This window comes from Lacrimispora sp. (assembly GCF_031982545.1).
Classification (GTDB): Bacteria; Bacillota; Clostridia; order Lachnospirales; family Lachnospiraceae; genus Lacrimispora.
Genome location: NZ_DALYXB010000009.1, coordinates 12,690 through 28,835, shown reverse-complemented (window position 1 = coordinate 28,835; position 16,146 = coordinate 12,690). Strand labels below are relative to the sequence as shown.

Here is a 16,146-nt window from a genome sequence, read left to right as displayed (position 1 = left end):
TACTTAAGATTAGTTAAAGATATATATAGGAGGAATTTTATGGAGTTATTTGCAAAACCAGGGGTAGGTGGGATAATAGAGAAGAATATTGATGGAGTCGATTACATACTAGTGCAGGACAGGTGCAAGGATGACGCTAAATCAGAGTATGGACTATTAGAAATTCCTGCGGGTAAAATCAGAGAGTTTGAGAATATATTTGATTGTTTAAGAAGAGAAATTTGGGAGGAAACAGGACTTAGAGTAACTGAAATTAAAGGAGAGTCTGAAGCAATAGTTATAGAATCAAATGGATATAAAGTATTAAACTATACCCCGTTTTCCAGCAGTCAGAATATTCAGGGAACATATCCGATTCTGGTACAAACGTTTATATGTAATGCGGATGGAGAGTTATTAGATAAAAGTAATGAAACGAAAAATATAAGATGGATACCGTTAATGGAATTAAATAAATTATTAGAGCATAATAAAAATATGTTTTATCCAATGCACGTCACTACTTTAGAAAAATACTGTAAGTTGAAATTAAGACATCTATAATTTTCAACCACCAGAACTAATTCCAGTGATGGTAATGATTTCTCCATATTCAGCGAGAAGTTCTTTGTGGTTGGCGATTTGTGGATCGCTATAATGGAAAGTGAGAAAGAGGTTTTGACTAGAACTTATAATCATTTTGCTCTTAAAATTAATGAATATGATTACGATAATCATTTATTTGAATTACATTCAGGAACCTTAAAAGAAAGGTTAAATAGATATTGTTCTACTTAAAAAGCATTTAGTTTATAATGTAAAGCAGCGTGACTTGGTGATTTATCACATAAAATCACCCCCAAGTAAATCTTTATATTTCAATATCCTACTTGGGGGTATCATATCATAGAAAAGGACTGCGTTTTTTTCTATTTTTTTTGTTTATTGGCAATTCGAAAGCCAGGTTTTGTCATTTGCAACAGCGGTAACGACTTCTTCGCCGGATTTAAAATTATCAAAAGTTCCTTTGTCAATTTCATTAATAACTTTACTTAACAGATTTTCATAATACGCTTCTGGTGTAACCTCGGTTGTTGTCTGATGAAAATGCTGCTGGGATTCCGATGAAGCTATTCTTGCATATTCATCTTTTACCTGGGCTATAAGTTTATCGTGATTCATTTTATTTGCTCCTCTGTTTAAAATTGATTTTTATTACTTGCCATTAATAAAAATTATTATTTGCAGGTAATGGGAAATTATTCAACCTGTTAATCATTACTGAAAACCATATTAAATTTTCATTTCAGATCCTCTGTTTTTAAATGGTAAAAAGTTAAAATAAACTCAGCAGCAGACAGCAAAAAGATAATTAATATAGATAGAGCAGTGGAATAACCGCTGTTAGAAGTCACATTTCCGTGTTTAGACCAGGCATTTTTAAATATTAGGATTGAAATACTGTCCTCTCTTTTCTGTTCTATCTCCATATTGAATGGCCTGGACAGGACATCGATGTATACACGCCATGCATTTCGTGCAATCTTTTCCCCATGTTGGGAAATTATTTTTTAGTTGAATGTTTTTAGTCGGACATACCCGTTCACACAAGCCACAGGAAATGCATTTATCTTTAACATGAAATTTCTTTGTTCCTAAGCAGAACCTATTAAAAAATGGGTTGAAAATCTGTGTTCTGAACCAGGGAAAGCTTCCGCTATAGCAGTCAAATATGTCCTCTGTTTTTTTCGATAACAGAATGCTTATATCGTCGACCCTTTGTTTAGCTTGTTCCAGCTTTTTATTTTCCAACTCTTTCGAATCTAAATCATAATCAATAATATAATTATTGGGCATGAAAACAGAAAATCCACTGTTCAATTGGATTTTTCGTTTTTGCAGCTCTGCTGACAGAACGTCCATGGTCTGCCCTGTATGGTCACCGCAAGTACAGACTGCAAAAGTGTAGTGCTCATTAGTATTAGTAATTACAAGTTTATTTACAAACTCGGAAACTATTTTAGGAGGTGCCCAGGCATAGACTGGAAATACAAATCCAAGCATCTCATTCTGCTTTAAAGTGAATGAGAAGGATCCACTTTTTTCTTTCATAAGCTCTGCAATGGATAATATTCGTTCATCTTGAAGTTCGGCCAGCTTTTTCGCCACCCATAAGCTGTTCCCTGTACCTGAAAAATAAAATATCATACTTCACTCTCCTTTTGATTTTCATGATTTAGTGTTACTATATTTTAAAGGCTCCTTAATATTATTATATTTTTAAGATACATTTTTGCAAGTACGCACATTTTTGTGCCTTGGAAATATTATTTTGAAGTGCCTTTTCAAAATAGATCAGAGATGGATAGAAATACCCAGCAATTTTTGGGAGAAAGGAAATAATCCAATTATCATCTAATTGGATTATACGTGGTTATAATGGATATAAGTGATTGGTACGATGGCTCATGTGATCTGGTCAATGCTTTTAATTTTATTTGTGGGAAATGGAGGCTCCCCATCTTGTGGTATTTATCTCAAGGGAACTATCGATATAACGAGTTAAAGAGACTGCTTTGTGGTATTACAAATATTATGCTCACCCGTTCTTTGCAGGATTTAGAAAGCCATGGAATGATTTGGAGAAAACAACACTCCGAAATCCCTCCACACGTAGAATACGGATTAACTGATCAAGGAGAAAAAATTATTCCTGTTTTAGAAGCCTTAGAAGCTTGGGGAGAAATACAAGTAAAATTTGAGAAAAGAATTGACTTTACTTAATATGGGAAAATGATTGTACCCATTGCATGGCTTGTCTTCATAGATGCCCCGCAGAAGCCATTGAATACAAAAAGCACATCATCCCACTATGGGAGGGTGTGCTTTTTGTAATGGGCTGTGCCGGGTATTATGCACCGCGGATGAAAATAGGATCAGGATTCAAGTTGCGACGTCATTTGTTCTCAAGAGAAGGTGGGCTTGACATTCTGTAAAAAATGTATTACATTGTAGACAGACAGTCGGTCTATGGTGAAAGGTGATTATATGAGAATTATAAAAGATGCGGTTGAACGAAAAAACGAAATACTGGATATAGCTGAGATATTGTTTACACAGAAAGGCTTTGACGGCACAAGCACAAATGAAATTCTGGAGGCTGCCAAAATTGCAAGAGGAACGCTGTATTACCATTTCAAATCAAAAGAGGACATTATGGATGCTCTGATTGAGCGCCATAGCAGCCAGCTTTTAAAGGCCTCAAAGGAAATTTCCGAAGACACAGGTAAAACGGTATATGAGCGTATTGTAGACTCAGTTGTGGCTCTAAAAATGGACCGAAATGGTAAAGAAATTATTGAACATATACACAGGCCTCAGAATGCGCTGATGCACCAAAAAGTACAAAGAACAATCTTAAATGGACTAACACCAATTCTTGCAGGTATAATCCATGAAGGAATTGAGCAGGGGTTATTTCACACACCCTACCCCTATGAATGTGTGGAGATGCTGGTGGTTTATGCCAGTACGGTGTTTGATGGAGACATGTTAGACATCAATCAGCAGGAATATGCTTCCCGTGCGCAGGCTCTTATTTTCAATGTGGAACGTCTGCTGGGTGTTGAAAGCGGTACCTTATCATTTGCTTCACAAATTTTTAAAAAAGAAACGGAGGGATAAGATGAATCATACATCAAACCCCTTTGGAAAGTTCCTGCTTCTTTGGTCTGGAGAACTTATTTCAGCAATAGGCGGAGGACTTACCTCTTTTGGTTTAGGCGTTTATGTTTATCAGCAGTCAGGAATGGCATCACAAGTTTCTTTCGTCATGTTGCTTGCTTTTCTGCCTTCCTTGCTGCTTAGTGCACCTGCAGGGGTACTGGCAGACCATTATGACCGAAGGATTCTGATGATACTTGGAGACAGTCTTTCCGCAATCGGGCCTTTATTTATTCTCTTTGTCCTTTGGGATGGTCAGGTGGCATTTTGGCAGATCTGCGTAGGAGTGACCATTAGTTCTGTATTCTCATCCTTGTTAGAACCAGCCTACCGGGCTACTGTAACTGATTTACTAACGGAGGAACAGTACACAAAAGCCAGCGGTTTCGTTCAGCTTGCCGGTTCTGCAAAATACCTGATTTCTCCTGTATTAGCTGGGCTTTTGCTGAAAGTATGGGATATCAGGCTTCTGCTGATTCTTGATATCTGCACCTTTTTTGTAACGGTTACGGCAACACTAGCCGTGCGAAAGGGGCTGACAGCAAAGCCTCAGGCGGAGAATGCTTCTTTTGCAGCCAGCTTTAGAGATGGCTGGAGAGCTATTGCGATAAACAAAGGTGTACTGACTCTGGTTTTGGTAGGAGCTGTCATAACCTTATGCCTTGGCTTTATCCAGACACTTGCTTCCCCTATGATTTTAAGTTTTTCAGACAGTGGAGCTTTGGGTTCCGTTCAGTCTTTGGCAGCAATTGGACTTTTGGTAACAAGTCTTTTGCTGGGTGTTTTTTCAATAAAAAAGGATTACGTGAAAATTTTATGCGGTTCGCTGTTTTGTTCAGGTTTATTTATGGGGCTGTTTGGATTCCGTGAGAATCTCATCATGATAACTGTGGCAGGATTTTTATTTTTTTCAATGCTGCCTTTTGCAAACATGAGTATTGATTATTTGCTTCGAACCAACATTAATAACGAATTCCAGGGTCGTGCCTGGGGGCTTGTGGGACTTATCTCCCAATTAGGTTATGTGTTTGCTTACGGATTATCGGGGCTTCTTGCAGACCATCTCTTTACTCCGCTGCTGCTGGTGAATGGAAAACTATCCAAAAGCGTCGGCAGTGTTCTTGGTACTGGAAAAGGAAGAGGATCCGGATTTCTTATCATAATAGCGGGTATTATATTATGTATTGCATCCGTTTTGTTATATCAGTTTCAATCAATTCAAAGACTTGAAAAAGGAGATGGCGATGTTCAGACGAATCATCTGGAATGATTTGAGAAAAAGCCCCACAATTTCAGCCATTATGCTGCTTTTTATCACTGCAGCAGCTATGCTGATTTCTTTATCGGTAACTTTGGGGTTGCAGCTTGCTGGATCGATTGATTCGCTTATGGTACAGGCAAAAACTCCCCATTTCTTACAGATGCATACAGGGGAGATTAATATCCAGCGGCTGGAGCATTTCGCACAGGAAAACGGGGCTGTCAGAGAATTTCAGGTAATGGAGTTCCTAAATATAGATGGGACAGAAATTAAAATAGGAGACAGTACCCTTTCGGACAGTGTTCAGGATAACGGTCTTACCACCCAAAGCAAGTCTTTTGATTACCTACTTGATCTGGATGGACAAATTATTCGGCCGGCAGACGGAGAGATTTACGTTCCTCTGGCTTATGCAAAGAAAGGTAATGAGCTATTAGGAAAGAATGTCATCGTTGCAGGTAAAACTTTTACAGTTGCAGGTTTTCTTCGTGATTCTCAGATGAATTCTTCGCTGGCATCTTCCAAGCGGTTTTTAGTAAGCGATCACGATTATGGAGCTATGAAAAGCAAGGGAACTGTTGAATATATGATTGAGTTCCGGATTAAGAGCCTGTCCGAACTTAACGCATTTGAAGCGGAATATATTGGTGCAGGGCTGGAATCCAATGGACCAACAGTAACCTATCCCCTTTTTCGAATGATAAATGCCGTTTCCGATGGCTTGATGATTGCTGTGCTTTTGTTGATTAGCATATTAGCGGTACTGATTGCCTTTTTATGTATCCGTTTTACACTGATCGCAAGAATCGAAGAGGATACCCGTGAAATCGGCATTATGAAGGCCATTGGACTGCGCATTTACGATATGAAAAAGATTTATCTGGGGAAATATGCTGTAATCGCTGGGGCAGGCAGTGGGATCGGCTGGGGACTGTCCGCTGCACTGGAGGAACGTGTTATGAGGAATATCCGCCTCACCATGGGAGAGAGCGCAACTGCAGCATCTGCCAGAATGTGGGGAACAGCTGCAGTTTTTTTCGTGTTTGTTGCTGTGATCGCCTATGTAAACCATGTACTCAACCGTTTTCAAAAGATACCGGCAGCACAGGCAATCCGGTTTGGCACTGTTGTGGAAAAAGACGCAGGTGTAAAACGAATGCAGCTGAGGAAAAACAGGCTGGTAAATACCAATGTATTTCTGGGAATTAAGGACGTCTTATCAAGAAAAAAACTTTATATGACCATGTTATCTGTAGTAATAGTTTCAACTTTTATCATGCTGATTCCTCAGAATCTATACAGTACAATATCATCACCGGGCTTTACCAGCTATATGGGTATCGGCAGATCTGATATTCTGTTCCGTGTTCAGCAGACCGATCAGATGAGTGAAAAGATAACGGCAATAAAGAAAATCCTTGAAACGGATGAAGCTGTTACAAAATATGTGGTACACACCACAAAACGTTTTGCCGTACAGGCGAAAAACGGCAAAAGCGAAACAATTAAAGTTGATTTAGGTAACCACACAGAGTTTCCTGTTTACTATGTCAAAGGCGAGACACCACAGACAGAGGATGAAATCGCCCTTTCTGTAATGAATGCCAGGGAATTGAATAAGAAGATTGGAGATACCCTTGTTCTGACAAATGATGGCAGGGAGAGAATTTTGAAAGTTTGCGGAATCTATTCCGACATTACCAATGGAGGAAAAACGGCAAAAGCAGCATTTAGCGAAAAAAGCGGCGATGTGATGTGGTATACGGTTTATGTTAAGTTAAAAGATAATAGCTTAAGTACGGCAAAAGCAGCTGAGTACACAAAGCAGTTTTCCTTTGCAAAAGTCGCGGATATTGATGGTTATATAGCCCAAACTTTTGGTCCGACAATTGATTCGATTAAAAAAATCTCTGTAGCAGCCATGATTGCCGCACTGCTCATAACAATATTAGTGACGCTGCTTATGATGAAAATGCTGATTGTAAAAGAACGTCATACCATTGCTGTCATGAAATCTCTTGGTTTTACAAACAGGGACATTACGATGCAGTTTATTTCCCGCTTTGCATTGGTGCTGTCTATGGGAACTCTGGCGGGTACAATACTTGCCAATACACTTGGAGAGGTGCTTGCTGGTGCAGTTATTGCATCGTTTGGAGCGGCCACATTTAAATTTGTTGTGAATCCTGTTTCTGCTTACCTGATTTCCCCGCTGGCAATGGGCTGCGCGGTTGTGCTTGCGGTTGCACTTGGGACGACCGGGATAGAAAATATTCAGGTTTCAGCACACATAAAGGAGTAGACAATGAAAACATTGGTGATGGGGAATGAGATTGTCAAAATGTTTGGTCATGGAGATGAGAGACAAACGGTTTTGAAAAACGTATCTGTCCAGATCGAAAAGGGAGAATTTGTCGCAGTAATGGGCCCTTCCGGATCAGGAAAATCCACCCTGCTTTTTGTTCTCAGCGGAATGGAATCCATTGACGGAGGGACCGTCACTTTTAACGGGCAAAACCTGTCCCAGCTTTCAGAAGACCAGCTTTCCAAGCTGAGGCAGACTGGCATGGGATTTGTTTTTCAGCAGCCTACCCTGCTTAAAAATTTAGATATTCTTGATAATATTTTACTTCCTGCGTTGCGGGGCAGTCACAAAAATGTTGCAGAACTTACTAAAAAAGCAGAGATGCTGATGCAGAAAATGGGAATTGAGGAACTGAAAGGGCGCAACATCACGGAAGTATCAGGCGGGCAGTTACAGCGGGCAGGCATCTGCCGAGCACTTTTAATGACACCCGAGATTATATTTTGTGATGAACCTACCGGTGCGCTTAACAGCAAGTCTGCAAATGAAACGATGAAGCTTTTTTCTCAGATTAATGAAGAGGGAGTAGCGATTTTGATTGTTACCCATGATGCCAAGGTGGCGGCAAATGCTGAGCGTGTATTATTTATGCGGGATGGCAGCATTGTTGATGAAATGCGTATTTCAAAAACGGGTAACAGTATAGAGGAAAATATAAAAAGAGTTGTACAACGTCTGGAATACCTGGAAATATAGGTATTATAGCAAATTCATGAAGTTGACCTTTGATTCAGGCCTGGATATAATAGGATTGGAAATTAGAATACAGTTCGGTTTAATAGAAAAAAGGAGGTTTCTCCCTGTGATTGATGATATATCATGTGAAGCAGAAATAAAGAACAATCTACATTTCGTTTCTATAGAAGGAAACTGGGATAAAGACATACATGATAAAAGAATTGCTCATGCAGCAATGATTTTGATGGAGGATGAGTTTTCTCTTGCTATTGCATCTGCTACCTGTGCTCCGCCATCCTACTTCTCTTTTTTTCAAGGGCGGCTGGGGGAATATACGAAAGAAATACTAATAAATAAGTACGGTATTCCAGCAATGAGAATCATTCCTGCATATCGATTTCCTTATGGTTCGACCTATACAATAATTGACGCTTTCACAAATGCTGCAGTAATAGGCTGGGTGAGCTGCGGTCTGAAGAGAAGAAATAGGGAGATTAATGTTTTATTTGAACCAAGTACTTCGGATTTTCATGGCTTAAGAGTTGAAGCCCTAAATAATCGTGCCTGTCAATATCTTGGCAATCTTAATGTTAATATGGAGCTATCATGTAGAAATAAACTTCCGTTGTCAATCCTTAAAAAGGATTATCCGGAAGAAGAAGCAAGATTATCTGAAATGCAATCAACAAAAGGCTTAATAGCTACAGGAGAATGGGTGGATAATGGAAAAATGAAAAGCTTTGATGACTTAAATAACATGAAACATGATTTATTTGAGGCATTTAGATCTGTGTTTCAAATTTCGTTATCTGATATGGATAATTATATGCTGTCTGATTTTGGAAGGGTAATTTTCACTTTACTATGGAATCAAATGGCAAATAATCAAAAGTTATCAGAGAAAGATTTTAAGAACGTTTGCGCATATGTCAGGTCCTGGTTTGACGTTGATATTTCAGAAACTGAAATGCTGATGATCAAAAAAATTATTAAATATTAAGTGCAGAATGGAAGGTGCCGCTCAATAACTATTATTCAGTTATTTTACGGCACCCCGGTGTCTGGAGATTAATTTCCTCCAACTGATATTAGATTTGTCGTATAGCTTCTGATTTTGGACATTAATGCTGTATTTAAGTCAGAAGAAGTATCATCAGCTGCATTATTAAATTTCCAGGTAAAGTCACCCTGATTTAACCGCCCCGCACTTGTTGTAACAATTCCTTCAACATTATTTACAGGATCAATATCAGAGAGGCTGACGCCAATGTTTTTGCCGGTATCAAAATTATTGTAAACAGTACTGCCTGCAATGGTTTTGTAAAGGCTGGGAACGGTTTCATTTCTTGCAGATGCTGAATATGCATCAAAGGAGACCGTATTTTTACCTGTGGTTCCTTCATTGGAGTTTGCATAGATCAGGCTGGAGGCATTTTCTATTCGATTGTTAAAGGCCTTGATCATACCGCCGTTTTCTCCGGAAAACGTACCCTGCCCCAAAGTATCCGTGCCTTGCAAAGAACTCATCATAGGATATTTACAATGTCTGAAATAGTTTGATTCTACAAATGCAGAACTTCCATTTGTTACCCCTACGCCGTATTTTGCATTACCGTCAAAATAATTGTTGTAAATATGTACGGAAGCTGCCCGGATTCTTGGATGGCGGGAATCGGAATGGTCATACCAGTTATGATGGTAAGTTACAAAAAATTCTGCCGTATCTTTCATTCCGCAAAGAGAACATTTCCCAGAATCCCAGAAATGATTGTAGGAGAGGGTTACATATGTGGATCCGCTCTTCACATCAGCAGAACCGTCTCCTTTTGCCTGATCTGCATCGGATCCTGCTTTTCCGTAAAAGATATCATTATTATGAACCCAGACATTACAGTTAGCCGTATCAAGTGAAATCCCATCGTCAGGGAACAGCATAATTCCCAAGTTTCTGATTTCCAGGTTTCCGCAATTTCTGATTAATAAACCCCAACCATATGCGGTTGCATCATCGCCAATACCTTCTAACGTCAAATTCATTTCTTTGTAGGATGTTTTTCCTTTTACCTCAAGGTATCCATTGCTGTTAAGCTCTCCAGCCATATTGCTGTCTGTAACCTGTCCGATGAAGCGGATAGCAAGAGGGGTTGTGTCGTATCCTTTCTGACGCAAAGTTAAGATCTCACCAATACCGGTACCTGTTTGCTTTTTGCCGGAACTGTTTACCTTAACATCAAGGGATACGGTTTTTGCTGTTTCAGAAGTCACATAAATTACCTGGGCATTTTCTTTTAAGACTCCGTTTTCCTTATACGCGCCAGATCCGGATTTATACTGGGAGTCGCCGGAAAAAGCAAATCCGGTTCTGTCGTTTGCCCTTACGGTGATAACGCCGGAAATAATGCTTTCATTCGTGCTATTGGAGAGAATTGCTTCCGCTTTCATAATGTATTGGCCGGCTGCAAGACCTACTGCATCGGCTCTCCAATAGGTGGGATACTTTCTTATTAATTCAGGATCAAGTTGTACATAAGCAGAATCACCAGCAGCCGAAGGTTTAATATAGACCTTGTAGGAGATTGCATTGCTGAGAGGGTTCCATTTAATATAAGCACTTTCAAACCAGCCCCCGCTTTCTGTCAGGGTAATACCAGCACCAGAAGCTGGATTTAAATAATTTTCTAAAATCATAGTTTAAAACCTCCTGTTATTCTAATTACAGAAAATCGGATCCACGTTTTCTATGACTGAATATTATAATGACTGGTACGTGCAATACAATGTAATCCATTACAATAAATAATCACTATTTATGATTTGATTTCATAAGTTAACAGCCCTCCGTTTTTTACAACACTTCTTCTAAAGTCATAATCATCAGGCTTTCCTTTAAAATAGTAGTTTATAATCCGAGCGTTAGCACTATGGGTAACAATTAAAACATTATTTTCTATGTGATCATTCATAATCATATCACAAAAATCCAAAGTTCGATTTACAAATACCTGAAATTTCTCTGTGCCTTTATCGCCGTTTTTAATTGCCTGCCAAAATAATTGGAGGGAATCAGCAGTTTCGTCTGTACCTTCAAACTCACCACAGTTAATTTCTGAAAGTCTGTCATCTAATATAATGGGTTCTCCACAAATAATTTCGCAGGTTTGGCGTGCCCGCGTCTGAGGGCTGCTAAAGCATGCTTTAAAATCAATATTTCTAAGGTTTTCTGCCAGTTGTTTTGCCTGTGTAATTCCAGTCTGATTCAATTTTATATCGGTACAGCCGTTGAATTTCTTATTGAGATTCCAGTCGGTTTCTCCCTGACGTACAAGGTATATCATGTCATTTCCCCCTTATTTAATATTTTTTCCAGACCCTAAACAATAAACTAAGACCATATTACCATGTATCACAATGGTTTTCCACTGTACCTGGTATTAAATATCAGTCAAAAATAAAAATCAGGTTTACAATTCGCTGTAATTCCTCTTTTTACTTAGTAAATACCGTCAAGGAGGATTTTCTGATGAATGGAAATACAGAGAAAAAAGAGCTGAAAAAAACTTACTTACAATCGTATCAGGCTCTCGGTTTTTCGATTAAAACGCTGGAAGTCTTAATAAATCGTATGAAAGAGGAACAAAGACAAACCATGTCTGTCTTAGCGGCGCAGTCTGGTACAAACCAGCCTGATGCAGAGATGACGGATGTATTTACCCGCCTCAGAAAGCAGCTGGTAGAGAAAAATCTAATTTGCAGTGCAATTGTAAAGAAAGTGGAGTGTATGGACTGTGAAATAGAAAAAAACATACTTTTATTAAAATATATATCCGGATATACGTGGGAAGAGATCAGTGAGATAACCAATTACAGCTTAAGACAGGTATATAACATCCATAATCTTGCGCTGAAACATTTTCCCATGTGATAGAAAGCGGTATTAATAAAAATAAGAAAGGGGTAACGAAATGAAGAATTACGGACTATCAGTCATGTATACGTGGTCTGTTGTAACGCCTTAAATATATAGGAAGAACTTTGCAGCTTATTTATTTCTATGTTTACATTACAGTTTTAATATTCTTTATAAAAATTAGAAGTCAATTGGTAATCAACCTGCAATAATCAGGAAAGGAGAGGTGAGAGGTAAGAGTTATTTTACAGGCAAGGAACCAGCTGATGAATAAAATGTTAAATAAAAAAGGAGGTTATTGTAAGATGAGTAAAAAAGTGATTAGCAAAAGCACAGACAAATATCAAAACAGATTTATGGAACTTTGGGGAGACATTAAGGATCCGAAAAATGGGTATTTCAGTAACAAGGGTATTCCATATCATTCGATTGAGACTTTGATTGTAGAAGCTCCGGACTATGGACATGTAACGACAAGTGAAACTCTCAGCTATTATATGTGGCTGGAGGCAATGTATGGAAAATTTACTGGAGATTTCAGCGGATTTAAAACAGCCTGGGATACAGCAGAAGCCTATATGATACCAACGGAAAAAGATCAGCCGGAATCCAGCATGAGTAAATATTCAGCCAGCAAGCCTGCTACTTATGCCCCGGAATGGGAATTGCCAGACTTATATCCTGCCCAGCTGAATTTTGGTGCAGCTGTTGGAACTGACCCGATCAACAGTGAACTGGCCGCTACATACGGCAGCAATACCATGTATGGAATGCATTGGTTATTAGATGCAGATAACTGGTACGGCTTTGGAAGCAGAGGCGACGGTGTGTCAACACCATCTTATATCAATACGTTCCAGAGAGGGGAACAGGAGTCTACCTGGGAGACCATACCTCAGCCATGCTGGGAAACAATGAAATACGGCGGCAAGAATGGATATCTTGATCTGTTCACCGGAGACAGCAGCTATTCAAGGCAGTTTAAATACACCGATGCACCCGATGCAGATGCCCGTGCAATCCAGGCTACTTACTGGGCGAATAAATGGGCGGATGAATATGGTGTTGACCTTGGAACCTATAATTCCAAAGCCAGCAAAATGGGTGATTATTTAAGATATGCCATGTTTGATAAATACTTCCGTAAAATCGGTACCCCGTCAGCCTCTGGTACCGGATATGATGCAGCTCATTATCTCATGTCCTGGTATTATGCATGGGGCGGCGGAGTAGGTTCCGACTGGGCATGGAAGATTGGAGACAGCCATAACCACTTTGGATATCAGAATCCCATGACAGCCTGGATATTATCGGAAGATGAAGATTTAAAACCTCTGTCCAAGAAGGGAGCAAGCGACTGGAAGTTAAGTCTTAGCAGACAGCTGGAATTTTATCAGTGGCTGCAGACTTCTGAGGGTGCGATTGCAGGCGGAGCCAGTAACTCTCATAAAGGCCGTTATGAAGAATGGCCAGCAGGTACTTCAACCTTTTATGGAATGGGATATGTAGAAAATCCCGTCTATGCAGATCCTGGAAGTAATACCTGGTTTGGTTTCCAGGCATGGTCCATGCAGCGTGTAGCTGAATATTATTATAAAACCAAGGATGACAGAGCGAAAGCTATTCTGGATAAATGGGCAGGCTGGATTAAATCAGTGGTACAGCTGAATGAAGATGGAACCTTCGCGATTCCAAACGGTCTTGACTGGTCCGGACAGCCCGATACCTGGACAGGTACTTATACAGGTAATAAGAACCTGCATGTAATTGTTACCAGCTACACCACAGACCTTGGCGTTACAGGTTCCCTTGCAAATACCTTATTGTATTACAGCAAGGCATCTGGTGATGATGAATCAAGAGTACTGGCAAAGGAATTATTAGATCGTATGTGGAATCTGTACAGAGATGATAAGGGGCTTTCAACACCAGAATCAAGAGCAGATTACAAACGGTTCTTTGACCAGGAAATCTATGTTCCAGCGGGCTGGACCGGAAAAATGCCAAATGGGGATGTGATTAAATCCGGTGTTAAATTTTTAGACATTCGTTCTAAATATAAAGATGATCCGGATTATGAGAAAGTTCTTACTGCTTATAACAATGATACCGATCCTGTATTTCATTACCACCGTTTCTGGGCCCAGTGTGATATTGCCATTGCAAATGGTGTATATTCCCTGCTGTTTGGAGAAGGCGGTGAACCAGTAACCAACTCTGCAATCAACCCAGTAACTGCAGCATTTGATAAAAATATAGCTGAACAAACAGATATAACAGTAGAGCTTACCTTAAATGGTAATACGTTTACCGGTATTAAGGACGGAAGTACTTATTTAACGGAAGGTACAGACTATACTTTATCCGACAGTACGGTCATTTTGTTTAAAAAGTATTTAGCAAGTCAGGATGCTGGTAAGTTAAAGCTTGTTTTTGATTTCAATAAGGGAATTGACCCGGTACTGACAGTAACGATTACCGATTCCACACCAAGCGGTTCTGTGAAACCTGCCGCAGCCACATTTGATAAGAACCCTGCAAAGCAGGCAGATGTTACAGCTGTCTTAACAATGGCAGGACATACACTGAAAGGTATCAGGCTGGATAGCAGAGTGTTGACGGAAGGCGTGGATTACACCATATCCGTAAGTTCCATTACTTTCTTAAAAACGAAACTGGCTGGTCTTGCTACAGGAACCTACAATATAGTGTTTGATTTAAGTGCAGGAACAGACCCTGTAATGGTTCTGACTGTAGTAGATACTTCCGTTGCAAAAGGCAGCATTAAGATACAGATGTATAATGCAGCCACATTAGCCCAGAGCGTATCTCTCAGTCCGAAATTCAAGATTTACAATAACGGCACTACCAGTGTAAAACTTTCTGATGTTAAAATCAGATATTATTACACGATTAATGGAGAGATGGATCAAAACTTCTGGTGTGACTGGTCATCAGTTGGCAGCAGCAATATTACCGGAACCTTTGTTAAATTGTCTGCTCCAAAGACAGATGCCGACTACTGTCTGGAAATTGGATTTACATCTGGAGCGGGAAGTCTGGCAGCAGGAGAGTATGCTGAGATACAGATAAGAGTGACTAAAATTAACTGGACAAATTATACTCAGACAGATGACTATTCCTTTGATGGCTCAGCAATGAGCTACGTGGATTCGCCAAAAGTTACAGGATATATATCTAACAGCCTGAAATGGGGAATAGAACCTTAAGTGATATAAAACAAAGTCCCATAATTATAAAAAGCATGTTCCGGATACTTATAATAAGAATCCGGAACATGCTTCATTACAATACACCCGCCGGAGGAACCGACTTTTCATAGATTGCTTTGGCTGTTTTCAAGAATGACCTGATTTCTGACTTGGAATTACTGGCATTCCAGGCAATTCCATAGGAAATACGATAAGGTATGTCCAGGGGGATTACTTTGACTTTAGAATCATTTGGGCATACAAAGTCAGGCATAACTGCAATTCCCATATTACCTTTAATCATTGTATAGCAGATTACAGAGGAATCACAATAATAGGTCGTTGCATTTGGACAAAACAGCTGTATTTCATTTTGAAATCGTGACATTTCAGGAGGAGATTTTATTGGATCAAGTAAAATTAAGGATTCTTCCTGTAAATGTTTTAGGGATATGGTGGAATTCAGCGACAATGGATTACTGGAAGAGAGTACACACACAAATCTTCCCCATATGAGTTGTTCATAATGGATTTCCGGGTAATCCATGATATTTTCCTCGACTGTAAAAATGATATCATGTTTTTGTGACAATAACGCATTTCTGCTTTCCTTGTAGTCACCATGCTTTATATACAACTGAGAATAGGCATTTTCTGCAGTAAATTCATTTAAAATACATGGCAGAAGTTCAAGTTCAAGAAGATTTCCTTCGCAGCAGATAGAAAAATTGGATTTGAAATCCTTTGAATAGTTTCTTGCCTTTGCTATGGCAAGATTAGTTTTGGTCAGAATATCTTTTATATCGTTATAAAAGGACAGTCCCGCCGGAGTCAGAGAAACATCTCTTTTGCTTCTGATAAATAATTTTAATCCCAGCTCTTCTTCCAGAGTTTTAATCTGATGGGACACTGCTGGCTGGCTAATGTATAATAATTCAGCAGTTGTATTAAAGTTAAGGGTTTCACATAATTGAACGAAACATTCTAATTGCCTGATATACATTACGAACTCCAATTTCTA

15 protein-coding genes are annotated in these 16,146 nt (G+C 39.3%); 10 read left to right on the top strand and 5 right to left on the bottom strand.

Annotation, left to right across the window (positions count from 1 at the left end):
* Window positions 1-39 precede the first annotated feature (39 nt).
* Entirely contained in the window at window positions 40-543 is a 504-nt protein-coding gene (locus tag ABS301_RS15725) for an NUDIX hydrolase (protein ID WP_349673124.1), read from the top strand.
* Between the two features lie 378 nt (window positions 544-921).
* Here ABS301_RS15725 and ABS301_RS15720 read toward each other — a convergent pair whose 3' ends face one another.
* Window positions 922-1,161, bottom strand: coding sequence for a hypothetical protein (locus ABS301_RS15720; RefSeq protein ID WP_349673123.1), 240 nt, complete (start codon window positions 1,159-1,161; stop codon window positions 922-924).
* A 258-nt stretch (window positions 1,162-1,419) separates the two neighbouring features.
* Window positions 1,420-2,187 (bottom strand): EFR1 family ferrodoxin, encoded by a 768-nt coding sequence (locus tag ABS301_RS15715; protein ID WP_349673122.1) that lies wholly within the window; start codon window positions 2,185-2,187, stop codon window positions 1,420-1,422.
* Window positions 2,188-2,418: 231 nt separating this feature from the next.
* On the opposite strand from ABS301_RS15715, the gene ABS301_RS15710 reads away from it, so the two are divergent.
* The 7 genes from ABS301_RS15710 (at window position 2,419) to ABS301_RS15680 (ending at window position 9,006) form a co-directional block, all read left to right on the top strand.
* Entirely contained in the window at window positions 2,419-2,763 is a 345-nt protein-coding gene (locus tag ABS301_RS15710; protein WP_349673121.1) for a winged helix-turn-helix transcriptional regulator, read from the top strand.
* Window positions 2,763-2,975, top strand: a complete 213-nt coding sequence (locus ABS301_RS15705; protein ID WP_349673333.1) for a 4Fe-4S binding protein — start codon at window positions 2,763-2,765, stop codon at window positions 2,973-2,975. The genes ABS301_RS15710 and ABS301_RS15705 overlap by 1 nt, the downstream gene beginning before the upstream one ends.
* A 52-nt stretch (window positions 2,976-3,027) precedes the next feature.
* Window positions 3,028-3,663, top strand: coding sequence for a TetR/AcrR family transcriptional regulator (locus ABS301_RS15700; protein ID WP_349673120.1), 636 nt, complete (start codon window positions 3,028-3,030; stop codon window positions 3,661-3,663).
* Between the two features lies 1 nt (window position 3,664).
* A complete protein-coding gene (locus ABS301_RS15695) occupies window positions 3,665-4,972 on the top strand; it encodes an MFS transporter (RefSeq protein WP_349673119.1) in 1,308 nt (435 codons plus the stop codon).
* Window positions 4,947-7,265 (top strand): ABC transporter permease, encoded by a 2,319-nt coding sequence (locus ABS301_RS15690; RefSeq protein WP_349673118.1) that lies wholly within the window; start codon window positions 4,947-4,949, stop codon window positions 7,263-7,265. Before ABS301_RS15695 ends, ABS301_RS15690 begins: the two co-directional genes overlap by 26 nt.
* Window positions 7,266-7,268: 3 nt before the next feature.
* The gene (locus tag ABS301_RS15685) at window positions 7,269-8,024 is read left to right on the top strand and encodes an ABC transporter ATP-binding protein (RefSeq protein WP_349673117.1); all 756 of its coding nucleotides are present in this window, start codon (window positions 7,269-7,271) and stop codon (window positions 8,022-8,024) included.
* A 106-nt stretch (window positions 8,025-8,130) separates the two neighbouring features.
* On the top strand, window positions 8,131-9,006 hold the full coding sequence (locus ABS301_RS15680; protein ID WP_349673116.1) for a hypothetical protein: 876 nt from the start codon (window positions 8,131-8,133) through the stop codon (window positions 9,004-9,006).
* Window positions 9,007-9,074: 68 nt separating this feature from the next.
* Here the strand turns inward: ABS301_RS15680 and ABS301_RS15675 are convergent, their stop codons facing one another.
* On the bottom strand, window positions 9,075-10,694 hold the full coding sequence (locus ABS301_RS15675; protein ID WP_349673115.1) for a pectate lyase family protein: 1,620 nt from the start codon (window positions 10,692-10,694) through the stop codon (window positions 9,075-9,077).
* Window positions 10,695-10,813: 119 nt separating this feature from the next.
* Complete coding sequence (locus tag ABS301_RS15670) at window positions 10,814-11,341, bottom strand: histidine phosphatase family protein (protein WP_349673114.1); 528 nt, start codon at window positions 11,339-11,341, stop codon at window positions 10,814-10,816.
* A gap of 185 nt (window positions 11,342-11,526) precedes the next feature.
* On the opposite strand from ABS301_RS15670, the gene ABS301_RS15665 reads away from it, so the two are divergent.
* Both ABS301_RS15665 and ABS301_RS15660 read left to right on the top strand, forming a co-directional pair.
* Window positions 11,527-11,928, top strand: coding sequence for a hypothetical protein (locus tag ABS301_RS15665; protein WP_349673113.1), 402 nt, complete (start codon window positions 11,527-11,529; stop codon window positions 11,926-11,928).
* 290 nt (window positions 11,929-12,218) lie between these two features.
* Window positions 12,219-15,143 (top strand): glycoside hydrolase family 48 protein, encoded by a 2,925-nt coding sequence (locus tag ABS301_RS15660; protein WP_349673112.1) that lies wholly within the window; start codon window positions 12,219-12,221, stop codon window positions 15,141-15,143.
* Between the two features lie 76 nt (window positions 15,144-15,219).
* Here the strand turns inward: ABS301_RS15660 and ABS301_RS15655 are convergent, their stop codons facing one another.
* Window positions 15,220-16,128: a LysR family transcriptional regulator gene (locus ABS301_RS15655; RefSeq protein WP_349673111.1), complete on the bottom strand. Its 909-nt coding sequence runs from the start codon at window positions 16,126-16,128 to the stop codon at window positions 15,220-15,222.
* Window positions 16,129-16,146 lie beyond the last annotated feature (18 nt).

Bases quoted from the DNA above. Each gene is read 5' to 3' on its own strand.
- ABS301_RS15725 (WP_349673124.1), top strand. From the start codon at position 40: ATGGAGTTATTTGCAAAACCAGGGGTAGGTGGGATAATAGAGAAGAAT.
- ABS301_RS15700 (WP_349673120.1), top strand. From the start codon at position 3,028: ATGAGAATTATAAAAGATGCGGTTGAACGAAAAAACGAAATACTGGAT.
- ABS301_RS15710 (WP_349673121.1), top strand. From the start codon at position 2,419: ATGGATATAAGTGATTGGTACGATGGCTCATGTGATCTGGTCAATGCT.
- ABS301_RS15715 (WP_349673122.1), bottom strand. From the start codon at position 2,187: ATGATATTTTATTTTTCAGGTACAGGGAACAGCTTATGGGTGGCGAAA.
- ABS301_RS15660 (WP_349673112.1), top strand. From the start codon at position 12,219: ATGAGTAAAAAAGTGATTAGCAAAAGCACAGACAAATATCAAAACAGA.
- ABS301_RS15695 (WP_349673119.1), top strand. From the start codon at position 3,665: ATGAATCATACATCAAACCCCTTTGGAAAGTTCCTGCTTCTTTGGTCT.
- ABS301_RS15670 (WP_349673114.1), bottom strand. From the start codon at position 11,341: ATGATATACCTTGTACGTCAGGGAGAAACCGACTGGAATCTCAATAAG.
- ABS301_RS15675 (WP_349673115.1), bottom strand. From the start codon at position 10,694: ATGATTTTAGAAAATTATTTAAATCCAGCTTCTGGTGCTGGTATTACC.
- ABS301_RS15685 (WP_349673117.1), top strand. From the start codon at position 7,269: ATGAAAACATTGGTGATGGGGAATGAGATTGTCAAAATGTTTGGTCAT.
- ABS301_RS15690 (WP_349673118.1), top strand. From the start codon at position 4,947: ATGTTCAGACGAATCATCTGGAATGATTTGAGAAAAAGCCCCACAATT.
- ABS301_RS15720 (WP_349673123.1), bottom strand. From the start codon at position 1,161: ATGAATCACGATAAACTTATAGCCCAGGTAAAAGATGAATATGCAAGA.
- ABS301_RS15665 (WP_349673113.1), top strand. From the start codon at position 11,527: ATGAATGGAAATACAGAGAAAAAAGAGCTGAAAAAAACTTACTTACAA.
- ABS301_RS15655 (WP_349673111.1), bottom strand. From the start codon at position 16,128: ATGTATATCAGGCAATTAGAATGTTTCGTTCAATTATGTGAAACCCTT.